15 protein-coding genes are annotated in these 16,468 nt (G+C 54.0%); all 15 read left to right on the top strand.

From position 1 onward, the window contains the following. Positions 1 to 589 precede the first annotated feature (589 nt). The 15 genes from trpS to RIN67_RS10665 all read left to right on the top strand — a co-directional run bounded on the left by trpS (position 590) and on the right by RIN67_RS10665 (position 16,436). A complete protein-coding gene (trpS, locus tag RIN67_RS10735; RefSeq protein ID WP_024747957.1) occupies positions 590 to 1,609 on the top strand; it encodes a tryptophan--tRNA ligase in 1,020 nt (339 codons plus the stop codon). Between the two features lie 20 nt (positions 1,610 to 1,629). After that, positions 1,630 to 2,550, top strand: a complete 921-nt coding sequence (locus RIN67_RS10730; protein WP_056944219.1) for a Ppx/GppA family phosphatase — start codon at positions 1,630 to 1,632, stop codon at positions 2,548 to 2,550. A 15-nt stretch (positions 2,551 to 2,565) separates the two neighbouring features. Beyond that, complete coding sequence (locus RIN67_RS10725) at positions 2,566 to 3,825, top strand: hydroxymethylglutaryl-CoA reductase, degradative (RefSeq protein ID WP_264999854.1); 1,260 nt, start codon at positions 2,566 to 2,568, stop codon at positions 3,823 to 3,825. Positions 3,826 to 3,844: 19 nt separating this feature from the next. Further along, the gene (locus RIN67_RS10720; protein WP_264999853.1) at positions 3,845 to 4,810 is read left to right on the top strand and encodes an IpaB/EvcA family protein; all 966 of its coding nucleotides are present in this window, start codon (positions 3,845 to 3,847) and stop codon (positions 4,808 to 4,810) included. A 139-nt stretch (positions 4,811 to 4,949) separates the two neighbouring features. Further along, a complete protein-coding gene (locus tag RIN67_RS10715; protein WP_264999852.1) occupies positions 4,950 to 5,648 on the top strand; it encodes an NAD-dependent protein deacylase in 699 nt (232 codons plus the stop codon). An 11-nt stretch (positions 5,649 to 5,659) separates the two neighbouring features. Further along, complete coding sequence (locus tag RIN67_RS10710; protein WP_024747952.1) at positions 5,660 to 5,986, top strand: hypothetical protein; 327 nt, start codon at positions 5,660 to 5,662, stop codon at positions 5,984 to 5,986. 37 nt (positions 5,987 to 6,023) lie between these two features. Then, positions 6,024 to 6,872 (top strand): DUF72 domain-containing protein, encoded by an 849-nt coding sequence (locus tag RIN67_RS10705; RefSeq protein ID WP_264999851.1) that lies wholly within the window; start codon positions 6,024 to 6,026, stop codon positions 6,870 to 6,872. 142 nt (positions 6,873 to 7,014) lie between these two features. Then, positions 7,015 to 9,051: a methionine--tRNA ligase gene (gene metG / locus RIN67_RS10700; protein ID WP_056944215.1), complete on the top strand. Its 2,037-nt coding sequence runs from the start codon at positions 7,015 to 7,017 to the stop codon at positions 9,049 to 9,051. Between the two features lie 150 nt (positions 9,052 to 9,201). Further along, positions 9,202 to 9,978: a TatD family hydrolase gene (locus tag RIN67_RS10695; RefSeq protein ID WP_264999850.1), complete on the top strand. Its 777-nt coding sequence runs from the start codon at positions 9,202 to 9,204 to the stop codon at positions 9,976 to 9,978. After that, a complete protein-coding gene (rnmV, locus tag RIN67_RS10690) occupies positions 9,965 to 10,540 on the top strand; it encodes a ribonuclease M5 (RefSeq protein ID WP_264999849.1) in 576 nt (191 codons plus the stop codon). Before RIN67_RS10695 ends, rnmV begins: the two co-directional genes overlap by 14 nt. Then, the gene (gene rsmA, locus RIN67_RS10685; protein WP_264999848.1) at positions 10,530 to 11,420 is read left to right on the top strand and encodes a 16S rRNA (adenine(1518)-N(6)/adenine(1519)-N(6))-dimethyltransferase RsmA; all 891 of its coding nucleotides are present in this window, start codon (positions 10,530 to 10,532) and stop codon (positions 11,418 to 11,420) included. The genes rnmV and rsmA overlap by 11 nt, the downstream gene beginning before the upstream one ends. A gap of 98 nt (positions 11,421 to 11,518) precedes the next feature. Next, a complete protein-coding gene (locus tag RIN67_RS10680; RefSeq protein WP_024747946.1) occupies positions 11,519 to 11,755 on the top strand; it encodes a Veg family protein in 237 nt (78 codons plus the stop codon). A gap of 112 nt (positions 11,756 to 11,867) precedes the next feature. Further along, positions 11,868 to 12,722 carry a 4-(cytidine 5'-diphospho)-2-C-methyl-D-erythritol kinase gene (gene ispE, locus RIN67_RS10675; RefSeq protein ID WP_024747945.1) on the top strand — a complete coding sequence of 285 codons (855 nt, stop codon included), beginning with the start codon at positions 11,868 to 11,870 and terminating at the stop codon, positions 12,720 to 12,722. A 1,131-nt stretch (positions 12,723 to 13,853) separates the two neighbouring features. Continuing rightward, positions 13,854 to 15,254 carry an MFS transporter gene (locus RIN67_RS10670; protein WP_024747944.1) on the top strand — a complete coding sequence of 467 codons (1,401 nt, stop codon included), beginning with the start codon at positions 13,854 to 13,856 and terminating at the stop codon, positions 15,252 to 15,254. Between the two features lie 24 nt (positions 15,255 to 15,278). Then, a complete protein-coding gene (locus RIN67_RS10665; RefSeq protein WP_313825876.1) occupies positions 15,279 to 16,436 on the top strand; it encodes an ROK family transcriptional regulator in 1,158 nt (385 codons plus the stop codon). Positions 16,437 to 16,468: the final 32 nt, after the last annotated feature.

Below are 16,468 nucleotides of genomic sequence, written 5' to 3'. Positions count from 1 at the left end.
GCGGGGTTAAGAGCGGTAAGTTAGCGGGCGTAATCTTTGGCTAAGCGTAAGGGAGAAGGCGGTTAGGCTTTTTGCCCCGGATTTTTAAGAAATACCCCTGTAGATTTCGGGGGATGGTGAACAATTTAGTGTTTTGTGAGCCGTGAGGCCGGCCAGACAGGGCTCAGCCGTGAAATTATTCTTAGTCGGCGGGGGTTAGCCGACTTAGAATAAGGCCCAGCTTCGAGACCGCTCTGTGGCTCGAAGTGGTGCCCACGGCGTTCCAGCCCTGTCTGGCCGGCCGGTAAGGCGGATGCGCCAACTAGTTTTAGTCCTGAGTGACTTTCAGTTTACTTTCCCCAGAAAATCCACTAAACTGTAGGCAGGCGTTTCGATGGAAGTAGACCAAGTCCAGAGAGGTCCCGATAAGCTGCAACGGGATCACGGTCGAAGTGGGTCGGAACCGTTACTTATTAACCGATAATTATCGCGGGTGCCCCGTTAACGGCAAAAGTGGTGGTCGTAAATGGCCACAAGTTAGGTGGTACCGCGCATCAGCGTCCTATTGGAGTGATTCCAATGGGGCGCTTTTTTAGAAAGGAAGATTTAAATGACAAAAAAACACGTGATTTTAACGGGTGACCGCCCGACTGGTAAGTTGCACATTGGCCATTACGTGGGTTCTCTCCGTAACCGGGTCGCGCTTCAGAACACTGGGGACTACGATACCTATATCATGATTGCCGATACCCAAGCGTTGACCGACAACGCCCGGGATCCCGAAAAGATTCGCCACAGCCTGTTACAAGTGGCGTTAGACTACCTGGCTGTGGGGATTGACCCCGCCAAGTCAACCATTCTGGTACAGTCCCAGATTCCAGCCCTCAGCGAATTGACCATGACGTACTTGAACCTGGTCACGGTATCACGGTTGAACCGGAACCCGACCGTGAAGACGGAAATCAAGCAAAAGGCGTTCGGTGAAAGTGTGCCGGCCGGTTTCTTCATCTACCCGGTCAGTCAAGCAGCCGACATCACGGCGTTCAAGGCCGACACGGTACCCGTGGGTGATGACCAAGAACCCATGTTGGAACAGACGCGAGAAATCGTCCGCAGCTTCAACAACATTTATGGTCAAGAGATCTTAGTGGAACCCGAAGGCTACTTCCCAGCTAAGGGCTTGGGGCGGATTCCAGGACTCGATGGCAACGCTAAGATGAGTAAATCCCTCAACAACGCCATCTACCTGGGCGATGACGCCGACACGATTCAAAAGAAAGTCATGTCGATGTACACCGACCCCGAACACATCCACGTGGAAGACCCAGGCCATATCGAAGGCAACACGGTCTTCACCTACCTAGACATCTTCGCGCAGGATCAAGATAAAGTGGCTGACTTGAAGGCGCAATACCAGCACGGTGGCCTGGGAGATGTTAAGATTAAACGGTACTTAAACGATGTCTTACAAGCCGAATTGAAGCCGATTCGCGAACGGCGCGAGAAATTCGCCGCTGACCCAGCCGGGGTCTACGACATCTTGAAGCGGGGGAGCGAACAGGCGAACCAAGTCGCTGCTCAAACACTTCACGAAGTCCGGCACGCGGTCGGCATCGACTACTTCGGCTAGACCGAAACGGGGGAAGGACTATGCAAAATTTAGCCATTGTGGATTTGGGTTCCAATTCTGTCCGGTTGGCCGTCAATGAGTTACGCGATGACGGCACATACCGCGAAGTCAATCGGATCAAGGCCGATAGCCGGCTATCCGAGGGCATGGGACCCGAGAAGATCCTCCAACCTAAAGCGATGGGGCGGACGATTGCCGCCTTACGGTCATTTCGGCCGTACTATGAGCACCTTCCCCAACTGATTGTTCGGGGAATCGCCACGGCCGCGGTGCGTCAAGCCCGCAACCGCGCCGACTTTCTGCGCCAAGTCAAGGATGCGACCAACATCGACTTGGAAGTGCTCTCCGGCGACCAGGAGGCTTACTACGACTACCTGGGCGCGGTCAACCGTCTCAAAGTTAAAGACTGCCTGTTACTGGATACCGGGGGCGCGAGTTGTGAACTGGTCCACGTCAAGGATGGCAAGGATGCTAACCTGATCAGCGTGCCGTTCGGGGCGGTCAACCTGTCCGAACAGTTCCACCTAGACGACGTGGTAGACGCCGTTGACCTGTTTTCCGCGCAAGTCTTCTTGCGGGAACGTTTGCGCGATATCTGGTGGCTGAACGACGCAAAGAACCTGCCACTGGTCTTACTGGGGGGCGCCAACCGGACGTTGGCCCGGATGAACCGCCAGCAGCAGAAGATTCTGCACGTGGAGAACATCCACGGGTACCGGTTAACCACCGACCAAGTCTTTCGGACCTTCCAGCGATTGTTAGAGGTACCTCTGCGGGAGCGTAAACGGATCTCGGGACTGGAGCCGGAACGGGCCGACATCATCTTAGGCGGGATGTTACCTTTGGTGACCTTACTGCAGATGCTGGATTCTGATCGGGTCGTTTTTTCCGAAAGCGGTGTCCGTGAAGGCATCATCTCGGAATACTTGCGACAACGTTAAGGGGGACCGTCAACCATGACCACACCGTTTTACCGCTTATCCTATGACCAGCGCCGAGACCAGTTGGCCCAGGCCAGCCATTTATCGCCCCAACAGTTGGGAACGGTGGCCGACCAGCGGCAGGCTGCGGATGAAGAATTGATTGAAAACTACCTGACCACCTACGGGTTACCCGAAGGCGTGGCGGTGAACCTGCGGGTCGACGGCCATGCCGTGGCGGTCCCCATGGTCACCGAAGAGCCCTCCGTCATCGCGGCCGCAAGCAACGGCGGGCGGTTGTTGACCAGTGACGTTGGCATCACCACCGCCGTAGAACGCCGGGAACTCATGGGCCAAATCGTGTGCCAACAGGTCACGGATGGTCCGGCACTACAACAGTGGGTGACCGACCACGCCCAAGACCTCTTGCAGGTTGCGGACGCGGCTCACCCATCGTTACTCACACACGGTGGCGGGGCCCGGTCGGTTCGGGTGCGGCTATTACCGCCGGATTGGGCGTCAATCGATCTTTTCATCGACGTCGGGGAAGCCATGGGGGCCAACTTGGTCAACACGATGACCGAGGCGGTCGCCGACTACCTGCGCGCGCACCAGGCGCCGACGATTCTGATGAGCATTCTAAGCAACTACGCCACGCATAGTCTGGTGACGGCCCGGTGCACGGTCCCCGTCGACCAGTTGCGGACCAAAACCAGTGATGGCTTAACGGTGGCCCGTCGAATCGCTGCGGCCAGTGCGTTTGCACAGGTCGACCCGTACCGGGCCACGACCCATAACAAGGGCATCATGAACGGTATCGACGCGGTGGTCCTGGCCATGGGAAACGATTGGCGCGCCGTGGAAAGCGGCGTGCACGCGTATGCCAGCCGGGATGGTCAGTACCGGGGCTTAAGTCAGTGGCACGTCACGGCGGACCAGCAGTTACAAGGCGAACTCACCCTCCCATTGGCGTTAGGTTTCGTGGGTGGTGCGACCCGGGTCTTCCCGTTGGTCGCGGTGAACCAGCAGCTAGCGCACGTGACCAGTGCCCGCGACTTGATGCGGGTGACCGCGGCAGTGGGCTTGGCCCAAAACGTGGCGGCTTTACGCGCCTTAGTGACCGATGGTATCCAGAAGGGCCACATGCACCTGCAGTTACGGTCGCTGGCCCTGTCAGTGGGCGCAACGCCGGCGGAAGTTCCGGCGGTGGTCGCCCAGCTGACCAGTAAACAACCGACGACTGCCCAGGCCCGCGCGGCCTTAGCGGCAGTTCGCCAAACTCATGTAAATGATTAATAAAGGATGGCAATTAAACATGGAAGCAAAAGATGTAGTGCTGAATGACCAGGTTCAAGACCTGATCAACCAGGTCAACAACTTGTATCCGGGTAAAGTCACGGTTCACTTTATCGGCCAATTACAGGCCGGTTACGTGCGCCATGATCAGGCCCAACAGATGCAGGTCGGCAAGGACATCGATATTCAGGTCGCAGATTTGACGGCACCGAACTACACGGCGTCCCACGAACTGTTGCACCTCTTGATGATCCTGTCAGGATTCCCGCAAGTCTTCTTCTCGTTGACCACGGGGAACAAGGACCTGGACGAACAATTGATGATCATGGGGACCGAACTCTACGATATCGTAAGCCACGTGGTCGTGGTCAGTGAGCAGAAGAAGCACGGCTTGATCACACCCGAAATCCATGACCTGTACTTGAAGGGGGTCCAGGCGACCCTGAAGCCGGAACCCGCTGAACGTGATGATGAGATGACGTTACGGACCCTGACGCTGTTGGACGCACTGGTCTTCTTTGGCCGGGACGATGACGCCATCAACGCCACCTTCACCAAGGACTACCCGTTGAGCTTTGCGGCAGCCCAGAAGTTGTACGACCTGATCATGGAAAAACCCGTTTCCTCGCCCTTTACTTTCCGGCGGAACGTGGTCAAGTTGTTCAAGGCGTTCGATGCGCAACTGGAAGCCTGGGACTTGCCGGCACTGCACAACACGGAGTACACTACGTTGGCCAGTGTTCTGTCGAAGCGCCAGTTGGGGTTGAAGGTCCGGCAGGTGTTCGAACTCTACCACTCCGACATGCACGAAAAGACCACGCAACGACGGGGCTACGTCGGCTTTAACCGGTCGGACCAGCAAAATGCCTTCGTCCTACCAGCGCCTAAGCCTAAGGAAGATACCCCGGACTACTACACCCACATCTACGATTTAACCGTGGACGAGTTGTTCCGGCAATTAAAGATGCCGTATATCTTACGGTAACGCGAAGCGCTGAACCGTCACGAGTCTGTGGCCGTTCGGCGTTTTTGGGTGGTTGAACCAGTGACCGGCCGCCCCTAAGCGAACATGCTATAATGGGTCTAGCAGTCACAACCGACACTAATGAGGGGATGGCAAGACTATGGAAGCACGGTTACAAAGTGAATTTGATCAAGCCCAGCACATTGTCTTTTTGACGGGTGCGGGCGTTTCGACGCCGTCGGGCATTCCCGATTACCGGTCGAAAAATGGCTTGTACACGGGTCACCGCAACGCGGAATATTACCTGAGTCACGCGTGTCTGGTGCAGGAACCGGAGACGTTCTACGACTACGTGAAGCAGAACCTGTATCATCCGGACGCCCAACCTAACGTGATCCACACCAAGCAAGCCGCGTTGACCCAGCAGAATCGCGCGACGGTCATCACGCAGAATATCGATAACCTCTACCGTGTGGCCAAGTGCGCCCATCTGGTGGAGTTTCACGGCAACATGTATAAGGTGTATTGCCAAGTCTGCGGGCAGACCGTGGACTGGCATGAGTATCTTAAAGACCCGCACCACGATGCGGATGGTGGCTGGCTTCGGCCCGACGTGGTCCTCTACGACGAGGGCTTGAACCAACTCAACGTCCAACGCGCGGTCGGGGCCATGGCGGCCGCTGATCTGGTGGTCGTGGTGGGGACCTCGATGCGGGTCTACCCGTTCGCGGGCCTACTGAATTATCGCAACCCGCAGGTCCCCGTGGTGGTGATCAATCAAGAGAAGCTCGACTTGGGCGTTCCCATCGAGATGGTTCAAGAAGACGCCACGAAGTTCTTCACGGAACTAAAGGTCTGAAGGTGAATCCCATGAGTCATCAAGAAATCATTCGTCAGCTCCGTCAATTGGTTCGACGGTTGCGCTGGCTCAACTTTTTACAACTTATTCCTGACACGCTGGTGATTTACGGGATCTTACAGTTGGCTTTTAACCAAGAGGCCGTGATGTTGTTCAACACCACGTTTTCCCGACGACAGGCGGGGTTAGTGACGATTCTCTTCGCCCTGATTGACCTTTGCGTCACGGGTATTCGGTATAATGACCGTTTGTCGGGCCGCCGGCTGATCAGTCAGCTACGGGGCCATCTCTCGGAGCCGGAAGCGGCGTTGATCAAACAGTTTGAACGGTTTAAGTAGGACGACATTTAAGCACGACGTGAAAGGAGGCGGCCAATTGATTACGATTGGGTTGACCACCTGGACGGAGCATCCGGCCCTGATTGGCGGGGAGGATCGTCCGGTGAAATTAACGGAATACGCGGGTCACTTACCCCTCGTGGAACTGGATACGCCGTTTTACGGGCTGCCCAGGGAGACCACGTTGGCCAACTGGCAAGCGTCCGTACCGGCGGGCTTTCAGTTCATCTTGAAAGCTAACCAGGTCATGACCACCCACGGCCAGCGGGAACATCCCGTGGATTTTGAGGAACGGGCGGCGACTTTTGCCCGCTATAAAACGTTGATGCAACCCTTGTGGCGCGCTCACCAGCTGCGGACGGTCCTCTTTCAATTTCCACCGTACTTCAACCGGACCACGGCCAACATCCAGTACCTGCGGGAGATGCGCACCTGGATGGGGGACCTACCGATTGCAGTCGAATTCCGCAGTCCCAGCTGGTTCGCCACCCCGGGTATGACCCAAGACGTGCTGGCTTACCTGCAGTCGTTGCGGATGACCAACGTGACCACCGACGAGCCCCATAACTTAAACGACGGGATTCCGCTGGTGGAGACGGTTACGACCCTGGAACTAGCGGTGATTCGCCTGCACGGGCGAAACGCCCAGGGCTGGTTTAATCAGGGGGCTAACTGGCGCAAGACCCGAACCCTGTACAAGTACAGTGAGGAGGAATTGCAAGCTCTAGCGGCGCTGGTCCGGCGGGTAGCCGCTCACGCCCAAGACGTTTGCGTGATCTTCAACAATAACTCGGGTCGTGACGCCGCCCCTAACGCGTTGCGCCTACAACAGATTCTTGATTTGCACTGGACTAATCTGGCGCCTCAGCAATTGGATTTGTTTTAGTGCGAAACCGTCATAAGATAGGAAAATCCCCGGTCGGGAACTATGGCTTGACCGGGGATTATGCTATACTTAGTGAGAATTTACCTTAAATTTTAATCTTAAAATTGATGAAAAATCTTTTGAGTAAGGAAGGCTTTAGTTTATGGCAGAACCCAAACCAACTTTTTACATTACCACGCCGATTTATTACCCATCCGGTCGGTTACACATCGGAAATTCCTACACCACGATTGCCTGTGATACCGTTGCGCGGTATAAGCGCAGTAACGGGTATGACGTCTTCTTCCTGACGGGGACCGACGAACACGGTCTGAAGATCGAAGACAAGGCCAAGGCGAACCACCAGACGCCTCAGGAATACGTCGATGGCATGGCCACCCAGATCAAGCAACTCTGGAAGACGTTGGAAATCTCCAACGATAAGTTCATCCGGACCACGGACCAAGAACACGTTGCGGCCGTTCAAAAGATCTTCGAACGTCTGTTGAAGCAGGGCGACATCTACTTGGGTGAATACGAAGGCTGGTACTCCGAAGATGACGAAGAGTACTTTACCGAGACCCAATTAGCCGAAGTCTACCATGATGAGAACGGGAAGGTCATCGGGGGGAAGGCCCCATCCGGGCACGAAGTATCCTTAGTCAAGGAACAATCCTACTTCTTCAAGATGAGTAAGTACGCGGATTGGCTGTTAGACTTCTACCACAGTCACCCGCACTTCATCCAACCAGAATCACGGATGACCGAAATGATCAATAACTTCATCAAGCCGGGATTGGAAGACCTGGCTGTTTCCCGGACCACCTTCACTTGGGGCGTTCCGGTGACCAGCGACCCTAAGCACGTGGTCTACGTGTGGATCGATGCGTTGCTTAACTATATCACCGCTCTGGGCTACACCAGCGATGATGAAGGCCTCTTCAAGAAGTACTGGCCAGCCGACGTGCAGATGGTGGGTAAGGAAATCGTGCGGTTCCACTCAATCTACTGGCCAATCGTCTTACACGCCCTGGGCTTAGAGATGCCTAAGGAACTGTTCGCGCACGGTTGGTTATTGATGAAGGACAGCAAGATGTCCAAGTCCACCGGTAACGTGATCTACCCCGAAACCTTAGTGGACCGGTACGGCCTGGACGCCGTGCGGTACTACCTGATGCGGGCAATGCCTTACGGTAACGACGGGAACTTTACACCGGAAGACTTCGTGAACCGGTTGAACTATGACCTGGCGAACGACCTGGGGAACTTATTGAACCGGACCGTTGCCATGATCAACAAGTACCAAGGCGGTCAACTCCCTGCATTCAAGAGTGGGGTCACCGAATTCGACGCCGACCTAGAACAAACGGCGGCTGAAGTGATCACGACCTACCACGACCTGATGAACCAGATGCACTTTGCCGATGCATTGGCGGAGATCTGGAAGTTAGTGGCCCGGACCAACAAGTACATTGACGAGACGGAGCCCTGGAAGTTGGCCAAGGATGACGCGGCCAGTGACCAATTAGCGGCGGTCATGGCGCACTTAGCAGCCAGCCTACGGGTCATTGCCACGTTGATCAGTCCCGTGATGACCCACGCGCCCAAGGAAATCTTTGCCCAATTAGGCTTAGATCCCGCGACGTTGTCCATGGAGAACCTGGCTTTGGCTGACTTACCAGCTGGTAAGCAGGTCGTGGCGAAGGGGACCCCAATCTTCCCTCGGTTGGACACGGACGAAGAAGTCGACTTCATTCAAGGTCAGATGACCAAGTCGGAGAAGACTAAGGGCCGGGCGGCCATGGCGGCCAAGGCGCAGAAGCAGGAAGCGGCCAACAACGCCGAGGACACGGAGCTGGTCTTGAACAAGTCCGAGATTCGATTCGATAAGTTCGAAAAGATCGAATTACGGGTTGCTGAGATCAAGGCCGTCGACCACGTTGAAGGGGCCGACAAGTTACTGCGGTTCCAGTTGGACGCCGGGGACAAGGGCCTGCGGCAGATCCTTTCGGGAATCGCCCAATGGTATCCAGAACCTGCATCCTTAGTGGGTAAGAAGGTTATTATTGTTGCGAACTTGAAGCCACGGAAGATGCGCGGCCAGATCAGTCAGGGGATGCTGTTATCAGCGGAACACGATGGTGACGTGAAGTTAGTCATCGCCCCACAAGACCTGGTCAACGGGTCTTCAGTCGAATAACGTCAAGCATAAGACGCGGGCGGGTAAGTCGAATAGACGCCTGACCCGCGTTTTTTCTAGCTTGACGGGTCCTAGGCGCAGGTGCTTTAATGGACCGTACGCCTAAAAGGACGAGTGGTTGGACTGGTGCTGAAAAAGGAGACAGATTTAATGCAAATTTTTGATTCGCACACGCATTTGAACAGTGAAGAATTCATCACCGACGTGCCTAAGTTCGTGCAGCGGGCCGCCGAATTGGGCGTCACCCGGATGGCTAACGTGGGGTCGAACACCCAACTGAACGCCGATGCAATCCGCCTAGCACACCAGTATCCTCAGATGGTGGCCGTCGTGGGATGGCACCCGGAGGATTCGAAGAACTATACACCGGACGCCGAAAAGGTCTTGGAGATGCAATTAGCCGATGACCAGGTTCGCGCCTTAGGTGAAATCGGCCTGGACTACCATTGGGACACCTCACCACAGGAGACCCAGCGGAAGGTCTTTGCCCGCCAGATTGCCATTGCCAAGGAAGTGGGCAAGCCCATCGTGGTGCATAACCGCGACGCCTTTGAAGACACCTACCGGATCATCAAAGAAGCGGGGATTCAAGATATCGGGGGCGTGATGCACAGCTTTAACGGTGACCCCGAGTGGCTCAAGAAGTTCTTGGACCTGGGGATGCACATTTCGTATTCTGGGGTGGCCAGCTTTAAGAACGCCCACGAAGTCCACGATTCAGTCCGGGCCACGCCACTTGATGTGATGATGGTCGAGACGGATGCCCCTTACTTGACGCCCGAACCACACCGGGGTGAACAGAACGAACCGGGCTTCACCCGGTACACGGTCGAGGCGATTGCCAAGGAACGTGAGGCCACGCCGGAAGAGATCGCCAGTGCGACCTACCACAACGCAGAGGAGTTTTACCACATTGAAGAAGATTAAAGAAGTCTTGGTGGTCGAGGGAAAAGACGACACCAAGGCCATCAATCGAGCCGTGAACGCCGACACCATTGAGACCCGGGGTTCAGCCATTGATGACGACACCCTGGCGCTGATTGAGAAGTTAGCCGACCAACGGGGCATCATCATCTTTACCGACCCGGACTTTTCCGGCGAAAAGATTCGTAAAATCGTGGCCGAGGCGGTCCCGAATGCCAAGCACGCCTTTCTACCTAAAAAGGAGGGGCGGCCGGATAAGGCAGGGGGCTCGTTAGGCGTCGAACACGCCACCCCCGAGGCGATTCGTGCGGCTCTGGCGCACGTTTACACCGAGACGGAGGCGGCCCCAGAGCTGATTTCACACGCCGACTTAGTGACCGCTGGTTTGATTGGCGGCGCCGGGGCCAAGCGGCGCCGGGAACAGCTGGGCGAACTGCTACAGATTGGTTACGTGAATGGCAAGCAACTTGAGAAGCGGTTGCGGATGTTCGGCATTCAACCGGCTGAGTTCGGTGCCGCCCTGGCTAAGTTACCACCGTTAAAGGAGGATGCACATGCAGAATAACGTACCTGAAATTGGATCACCGGCCCGGACTAAGGCCATCTTGAACCGTTACCGGTTAGTGGCCAAGAAGAGCCTGGGTCAGAACTTCTTGTCCGACCTCAACATCTTGCGGAACATTGTCAGTGCCGCGGATGTTAACGACAACGACAACGTGATCGAAATTGGTCCCGGAATCGGGGCCTTGACCGAACAGCTGGCGTTGAAGGCCCGGAAGGTCGTGGCCTTTGAAATCGACGAGAACCTCTTGCCAGTCTTGGATGAGACCCTGATGGATTACGATAACGTCAAGATTATCAATCAGGATATCCTAAAAGCCAACCTGCCGGCCGTGATTGCGGACGAATTTGAGCCGGGACATCCGGTCAAGCTGGTGGCTAACTTGCCGTACTACATCACCACACCGATTCTGATGGGGGTCTTGCAAAGCAACGTGACCTTCGACCAGATTGTGGTGATGATGCAGGCGGAAGTCGCCGATCGTCTGGTTGCTGAGCCCGGCAACAAAGCTTACGGGTCGTTGTCGCTGGTGATGCAGTACCGAGCACACGTGGAAGTCGCCTTCGACGTGCCACGGACCGCCTTTATTCCGCAACCCAACGTGGACTCCGCCATCATCCGGTTGACGCCGCGAGAACCTTTGCCCGTAAAGCCGTATGACGACAAGGCCTTATTCGGGTTCGTGAAGGGGTGCTTCGCGCACCGGCGTAAGTCGTTGTGGAACAACCTGCAGGGAATCTTTGGCAAGCAACCGGAAGTTCGAGAACGTATCGCTGCGGTACTGGAACAGGTCGAGATTTCCCGGCAATTGCGGCCAGAACGGTTAACCTTGATTAATTTTATTGAATTAGTGAATGCTTTTCATGCTGAAGGGTTAATGTAACCCTTACCAACCGCTGATTATTGCGCTTTGAAGTTGGTTGTGGTATAATTTGCATTTCTTGTGAAACTATGGTATCATGTTTCACAGAGGTGAAGTGCATGCCAACTAGTTTAGCAAATATCAAGGACAAGCTTGATAGTCGCATTGGTGAGAAGTTAATGGTAATTGCCCAAGCTGGGCGCAAGAAGACGACCGAACGGCATGGAATTCTTCGGGAAACCTATCCCGCAGTTTTTGTGGTTGATCTCGATCAAAACGAGAACTCGTTTGAACGGGTTTCATACAGTTACACCGATATCTTAACCAAGAACATCGAAGTTGACTTCGATGAATAAATAATAAGGCCGAATAAGGCCTTTTTATTTTGGCTTTTGGCATAGTATAATGGGCTTAATTAGATTCACGAGTACGGTAGGTCAGGGACCTATCTGGGATTAAGGTGAGCTCATGCAACTGATTGAAAAGGCACCAGCCAAGATAAACCTCGGGCTCGACACGCCTTACCATCACCAGGATGGGGCGGAGGAGTGGAACATGGTGATGACCTCGGTCGACCTGGCGGACTACGTTGACATTCAGACGTTGACGACCCATAAGCGCATCCGGGTCGCCTCGGACAGCGGGTTTCTTCCCAACGATCAGCGTAACTTGGCCTTTCAGGCGGCCCACTTGTTACAATCGAGGTTCAAGATTAAACAAGGGGTCAATATCCGCATCAAAAAGAATATTCCCGTCGCTGCGGGACTGGGGGGCGGTTCCTCGGATGCCGCCGCGGTCTTGCGGGGGCTGAACCAGCTCTGGGACCTGGGACTCTCCTGGCAGGAGTTGGCGAAGTTGGGTCTGCAGATCGACTCGGACGTCCCGTATTGCGTCTACGGTCGCACGGCCCACGTCCGGGGGCGGGGGGAGCGGATCACACCGCTCTCGAAGTTACCGACCTCGTGGGTGGTGCTGGCCAAGCCTAAGGTTAGCGTTTCGACGCCCAGCATCCTCCAGCGGATTCGCTACGACGACTTAGCCCATCCAGACATCGACGCACTCTTACGCGGGGTTCGCGACCAAGACATCAACGCGATGTGCGCCGCCATGGGCAACGCTCTAGAGCCGTTGACGGCGAAACGCTACCCGGAGATCACGCAGTTGAAGCAGCAGATGATGAAGTTCGGCGCCGACGCGGCCCAGATGAGTGGGACCGGTCCCACGGTCTTTGGTCTCTGCAGCAAGCAGTCCCGGGCCCAGCGGGTGTTCAACGGCATGAAGGGCTTCTGTCGGGAAGTCTATTTAGTGCGGCCGTTACCTTAAGTTAGGCACTGTCTTAAAGGGACGTGCTGGTCGCACATTTCAGCACCATATCATCTAAACAATCTAAAATTAGCTGATTAGCTTTGTAAAACCCCAACGGTCTTACAGAGCTTTTTTAATTCCCGTGGGATAGGTACACTTAAGATCGCACATCCACTTTGGAATCATGATGAACCAAGTACCGCCATGCTGGTCATCCGCCTTACCGGACGGCCAGACAAGGCTGGAACGCCGTGGGCACAACTTGAAACCCAAAGTTCAGGTTTTCAAGCTTGGCCTTTTCCTAGGCGAGCCAAGAAGCGCTCACCAAGGAAAATTTCACGGCCAAGCCTTGTCTGGCCGTCCTCTCGGCTTACATTTGTGTAACCATAGCGGAACATGATGTGCTATCAGACCGTGGCCCCCAGTCATATTGCCGACTATTATCGATTAAAAAAGGCCCCCATCCCGAACAGGATAAGGTTGTGGTGACGGCTTGCACGAATCGACCGTCAACCATTTTCAGAGTTAAGTATATGATGATGCATATCATTGATTCGAGGCCCAATCAGGCTTACCTAATCATTTGGTTTCAGTAGTCTACTATGTTGATATTTCCCATTTTGAGTGCCAGAAAACACTGGATTGGGTACGCGTAATTTAGCCGTGAGGTTGGGCCTGAAGAGGCTCAGTAGTGTCGTTTGGGTTATTCGGGGTTCTTTCCCGGATTACCCAAAGGCCGAGCTTGGCGACCTGGGATTTTCAGGGCGCCAAGTCGTGCCCACTACGTTCCAGCCTCTTCAGGCCCAACCGGTAAGGCGGAGGATTACGACAGTGGGTAACCGCCGTTTGTCTTCCGCTCTTTTAATGACGGTTGGTTGGAAAGACAAGGGGGGGTGAACCTGCGATAAGAAAATTGAATTTTCTTATCGTTTCTTATCATCTGATAAGACAAACCGCTTCTTGGTTGACGTTAGAAAGCTAGTGATTGCACGGAAATCCCCGTGCGCAACCGGTTCCGCATGATTTTTTTGAAAAATTAGATTGACAACTGAAAACGGTTACAGTATTCTAGTCAATGAAAGTTGAGTTTATTAATACCGTCACGTTTTATGTTTGTCACTATTTTTTTACCTAAGAGGTGTATTGAATATGAGTGAAAATGCTCCGCACGTCGAGGCTGCCACCAAAAATATGGTGCCTTGGAAGGAACGATTCGCCTATAGTTTGAGTGACTTTGCCTGCAACCTCTCTTTCCAGATGGTTGGGACGTACTTAATGATTTTCTACACGGACACGTTCGGAATCAGTGCCGCCGCCGTGGGGACCCTGTTCTTAGTTGCCCGGATTGTCGATGCCTTTGATGGGCCTTTCTGGGGAATTATGATCGACCACACCCACACCAAGTATGGGAAGAGTCGACCGTACTGGTTATGGTTCTCGATTCCATTCGCGGTCTTCTGTGTGTTGGTCTTCACCACGCCGAACCTGAGTTTAACGGGTAAGCTGATTTGGGCCTACGTTACTTACATTGGGGTTGATGTTCTTTATTCAGCCGTTAATATTCCAATTACGTCAATCTTGCCATCATTAACTAGCAACCCACAAGAACGGGTAACGTTATCGACAATTCGTCAATTCATGGGAACTGCCGGTGCGACGTTGATTACCGGGATTACGCTGGGAATGGTTGCCTTCTTCGGGGGCTCAACCACCAGTGCCCACGGCTGGTTTATCTGGTCGTTGATTGTTGGGGTCGTTGTGGTCTTGATTTTCGCGTTCGTCTTCAAGAACACCCACGAACGGGTTCAGACCAAGAGTTCGCGGAAGTCAATTCCAATCAAGGAATCTTTGAAAGCGCTTCGTCGTAACTGGCCTTGGGCCATCATCATCTTCATCAACTTCATTTACTGGTTGGGGATGCAGACGCGGTCTCAAGTTACGGTTTACTTCTTCAAGTACAACATGCACGATGCTGGTTTAGCTTCCTTCGTCTTGAGTTTACAGATTGTGGCCTTGGTTGCCGTGGTCTTAACGCCAATGACGTCTAAGTGGATCGGTAAGCGGAACACCATGTTAGGTGGGATGATCTTAGCCTGCGTGGGTCAATTACTCTTAAGTGTTGGGGCCAACAGTCTCAGCGTACCAATGATCATCTTCGCCACCATCGTGGGTTACTTAGGGACTGGTTACGTTTCTGGTTTGATCGCCGTAATGTTAGCCGATGCCGTTGACTACGGTGAATGGAAGAACGGTGTTCGGGCCGAAGGAATTGTTACTTCCTTCTCTAGCTTCTCCGCGAAGTTAGGGATGGGAATTGGTGGTGTGATCACTGGTTGGTTATTGACCACCACTGGTTACGTTGCTAACCACGCCCAATCCGCAGGTGCCTTACGTGGGATTGAATTGAACTACATTTGGGTTCCACTGATTGGGTTCGCCCTTTCCGGTATCGCTTTGATGTTCTATCATGTTGATGGGATTGAAAAGAAGATGCAAAGCGACTTGGCTATCAAGCACGCCAAGGAAAACGCTGAAGACGATGCCGACTAAAGGGAAAAAGTGAGTTGAAGTTAAGTGATTATTAACAAGGACGTCATGCGCGACCATAACGAGCATTCGGTGCTCCAAGCCATTGTGAACCACGGGCCGATTTCGCGAAATGATATTTCGAAGCGCCTGGGCCTAAATAAGGTCACGGTTTCGGATATCGTCGGCACACTGCTGACCCGCAAACTCGTGGTCAGCGTGGGTGAGGACCGTTTATCGAATGCGAGTGGGCGCCGTCCAGAACTGGTTGCTTACAACGCCAGCTACGGGTACGTGATTAACTTCAGTATCTCGGGGTCGGCGATTGAGATGTTAGCCACTCAGATGGACGGACGCGCCTTGGAATACAGCACCGTGTCCATTGACCAGCGTCCAATCCGGGAGATTGTGGCGGAAATGGACAAGATGATGGGGCAGTTGCCCAAATTCTCCGTGGAGAACGGGTTAGTTGCGATTTCGATTGCCATCTTTGGGGTGGTCTATCAGGACACCATCGTGACCTCTCCGTTCGTGGATTTTGAGAACGTGAATCTTGCGGCGCACTTTCGCGAACGCTACCACGTTCCCGTGATCTTGGAGAACGAGGCCAACCAATCCGCTGTGTTCGAGCAGGACTTCAGTAAGCAGGAATTGCAGAGTATCGTGTCGATCAGTATTCACGAGGGGTTCGGCGCGGGCATCATCTTGAACACCCAGCTGTACCGGGGAAACTACGGGCAGGCCGGGGAGATCGGCCAGATTATGATTCAGGATGTCCGAGACCCGCACCGTCGCCTGGCGACGTTACCTAACTTTGATACCGAGTGGTCGCAAACCGCGCTACTGGCCAAAGCGGGGCGGCTGAAGAAGCAACAAGACTACTCGTTAGAGCAGTTGGTTCGAGACTATGACCGGCAAGATCCAGCGATTGTCCAGTTACTCGAGGATTTCTGTTATCAGTTGGCGATTGTGACCAGCGACTTGATTGCGGCCTACGATCCCCAGATGATCTTCTTCAACTCGCCGTTGATCGATCAGGTACCCGAGATTCTGAAGAACATTCAGATGAAGTTGGGGTTCATGCCGTTAGTGCCACCGCTGGTGATGTCGAAAGACGTCAAGTACGCCACGCTATTGGGCGGGGCGTCACTGGCCATTCACCAGGTACTGCACATGCCCCATACGCGCCTGATTTTTCACCATTAAGATTTTTAACGTTAAGATGCGTTGCCCGTGGC

It is taken from the genome of Levilactobacillus namurensis, assembly GCF_032197885.1.
Classification (GTDB): domain Bacteria; phylum Bacillota; class Bacilli; order Lactobacillales; family Lactobacillaceae; genus Levilactobacillus; species Levilactobacillus namurensis_A.
The sequence above is the reverse complement of the archived record's forward strand: the minus strand, read 5'-3'. Positions and strand labels throughout refer to the sequence as shown.

Bases quoted from the DNA above. Each gene is read 5' to 3' on its own strand.
- trpS (WP_024747957.1), top strand. From the start codon at position 590: ATGACAAAAAAACACGTGATTTTAACGGGTGACCGCCCGACTGGTAAG.
- RIN67_RS10730 (WP_056944219.1), top strand. From the start codon at position 1,630: ATGCAAAATTTAGCCATTGTGGATTTGGGTTCCAATTCTGTCCGGTTG.
- RIN67_RS10725 (WP_264999854.1), top strand. From the start codon at position 2,566: ATGACCACACCGTTTTACCGCTTATCCTATGACCAGCGCCGAGACCAG.
- RIN67_RS10720 (WP_264999853.1), top strand. From the start codon at position 3,845: ATGGAAGCAAAAGATGTAGTGCTGAATGACCAGGTTCAAGACCTGATC.
- RIN67_RS10715 (WP_264999852.1), top strand. From the start codon at position 4,950: ATGGAAGCACGGTTACAAAGTGAATTTGATCAAGCCCAGCACATTGTC.
- RIN67_RS10710 (WP_024747952.1), top strand. From the start codon at position 5,660: ATGAGTCATCAAGAAATCATTCGTCAGCTCCGTCAATTGGTTCGACGG.
- metG (WP_056944215.1), top strand. From the start codon at position 7,015: ATGGCAGAACCCAAACCAACTTTTTACATTACCACGCCGATTTATTAC.
- RIN67_RS10695 (WP_264999850.1), top strand. From the start codon at position 9,202: ATGCAAATTTTTGATTCGCACACGCATTTGAACAGTGAAGAATTCATC.
- rsmA (WP_264999848.1), top strand. From the start codon at position 10,530: ATGCAGAATAACGTACCTGAAATTGGATCACCGGCCCGGACTAAGGCC.
- RIN67_RS10680 (WP_024747946.1), top strand. From the start codon at position 11,519: ATGCCAACTAGTTTAGCAAATATCAAGGACAAGCTTGATAGTCGCATT.
- ispE (WP_024747945.1), top strand. From the start codon at position 11,868: ATGCAACTGATTGAAAAGGCACCAGCCAAGATAAACCTCGGGCTCGAC.
- RIN67_RS10670 (WP_024747944.1), top strand. From the start codon at position 13,854: ATGAGTGAAAATGCTCCGCACGTCGAGGCTGCCACCAAAAATATGGTG.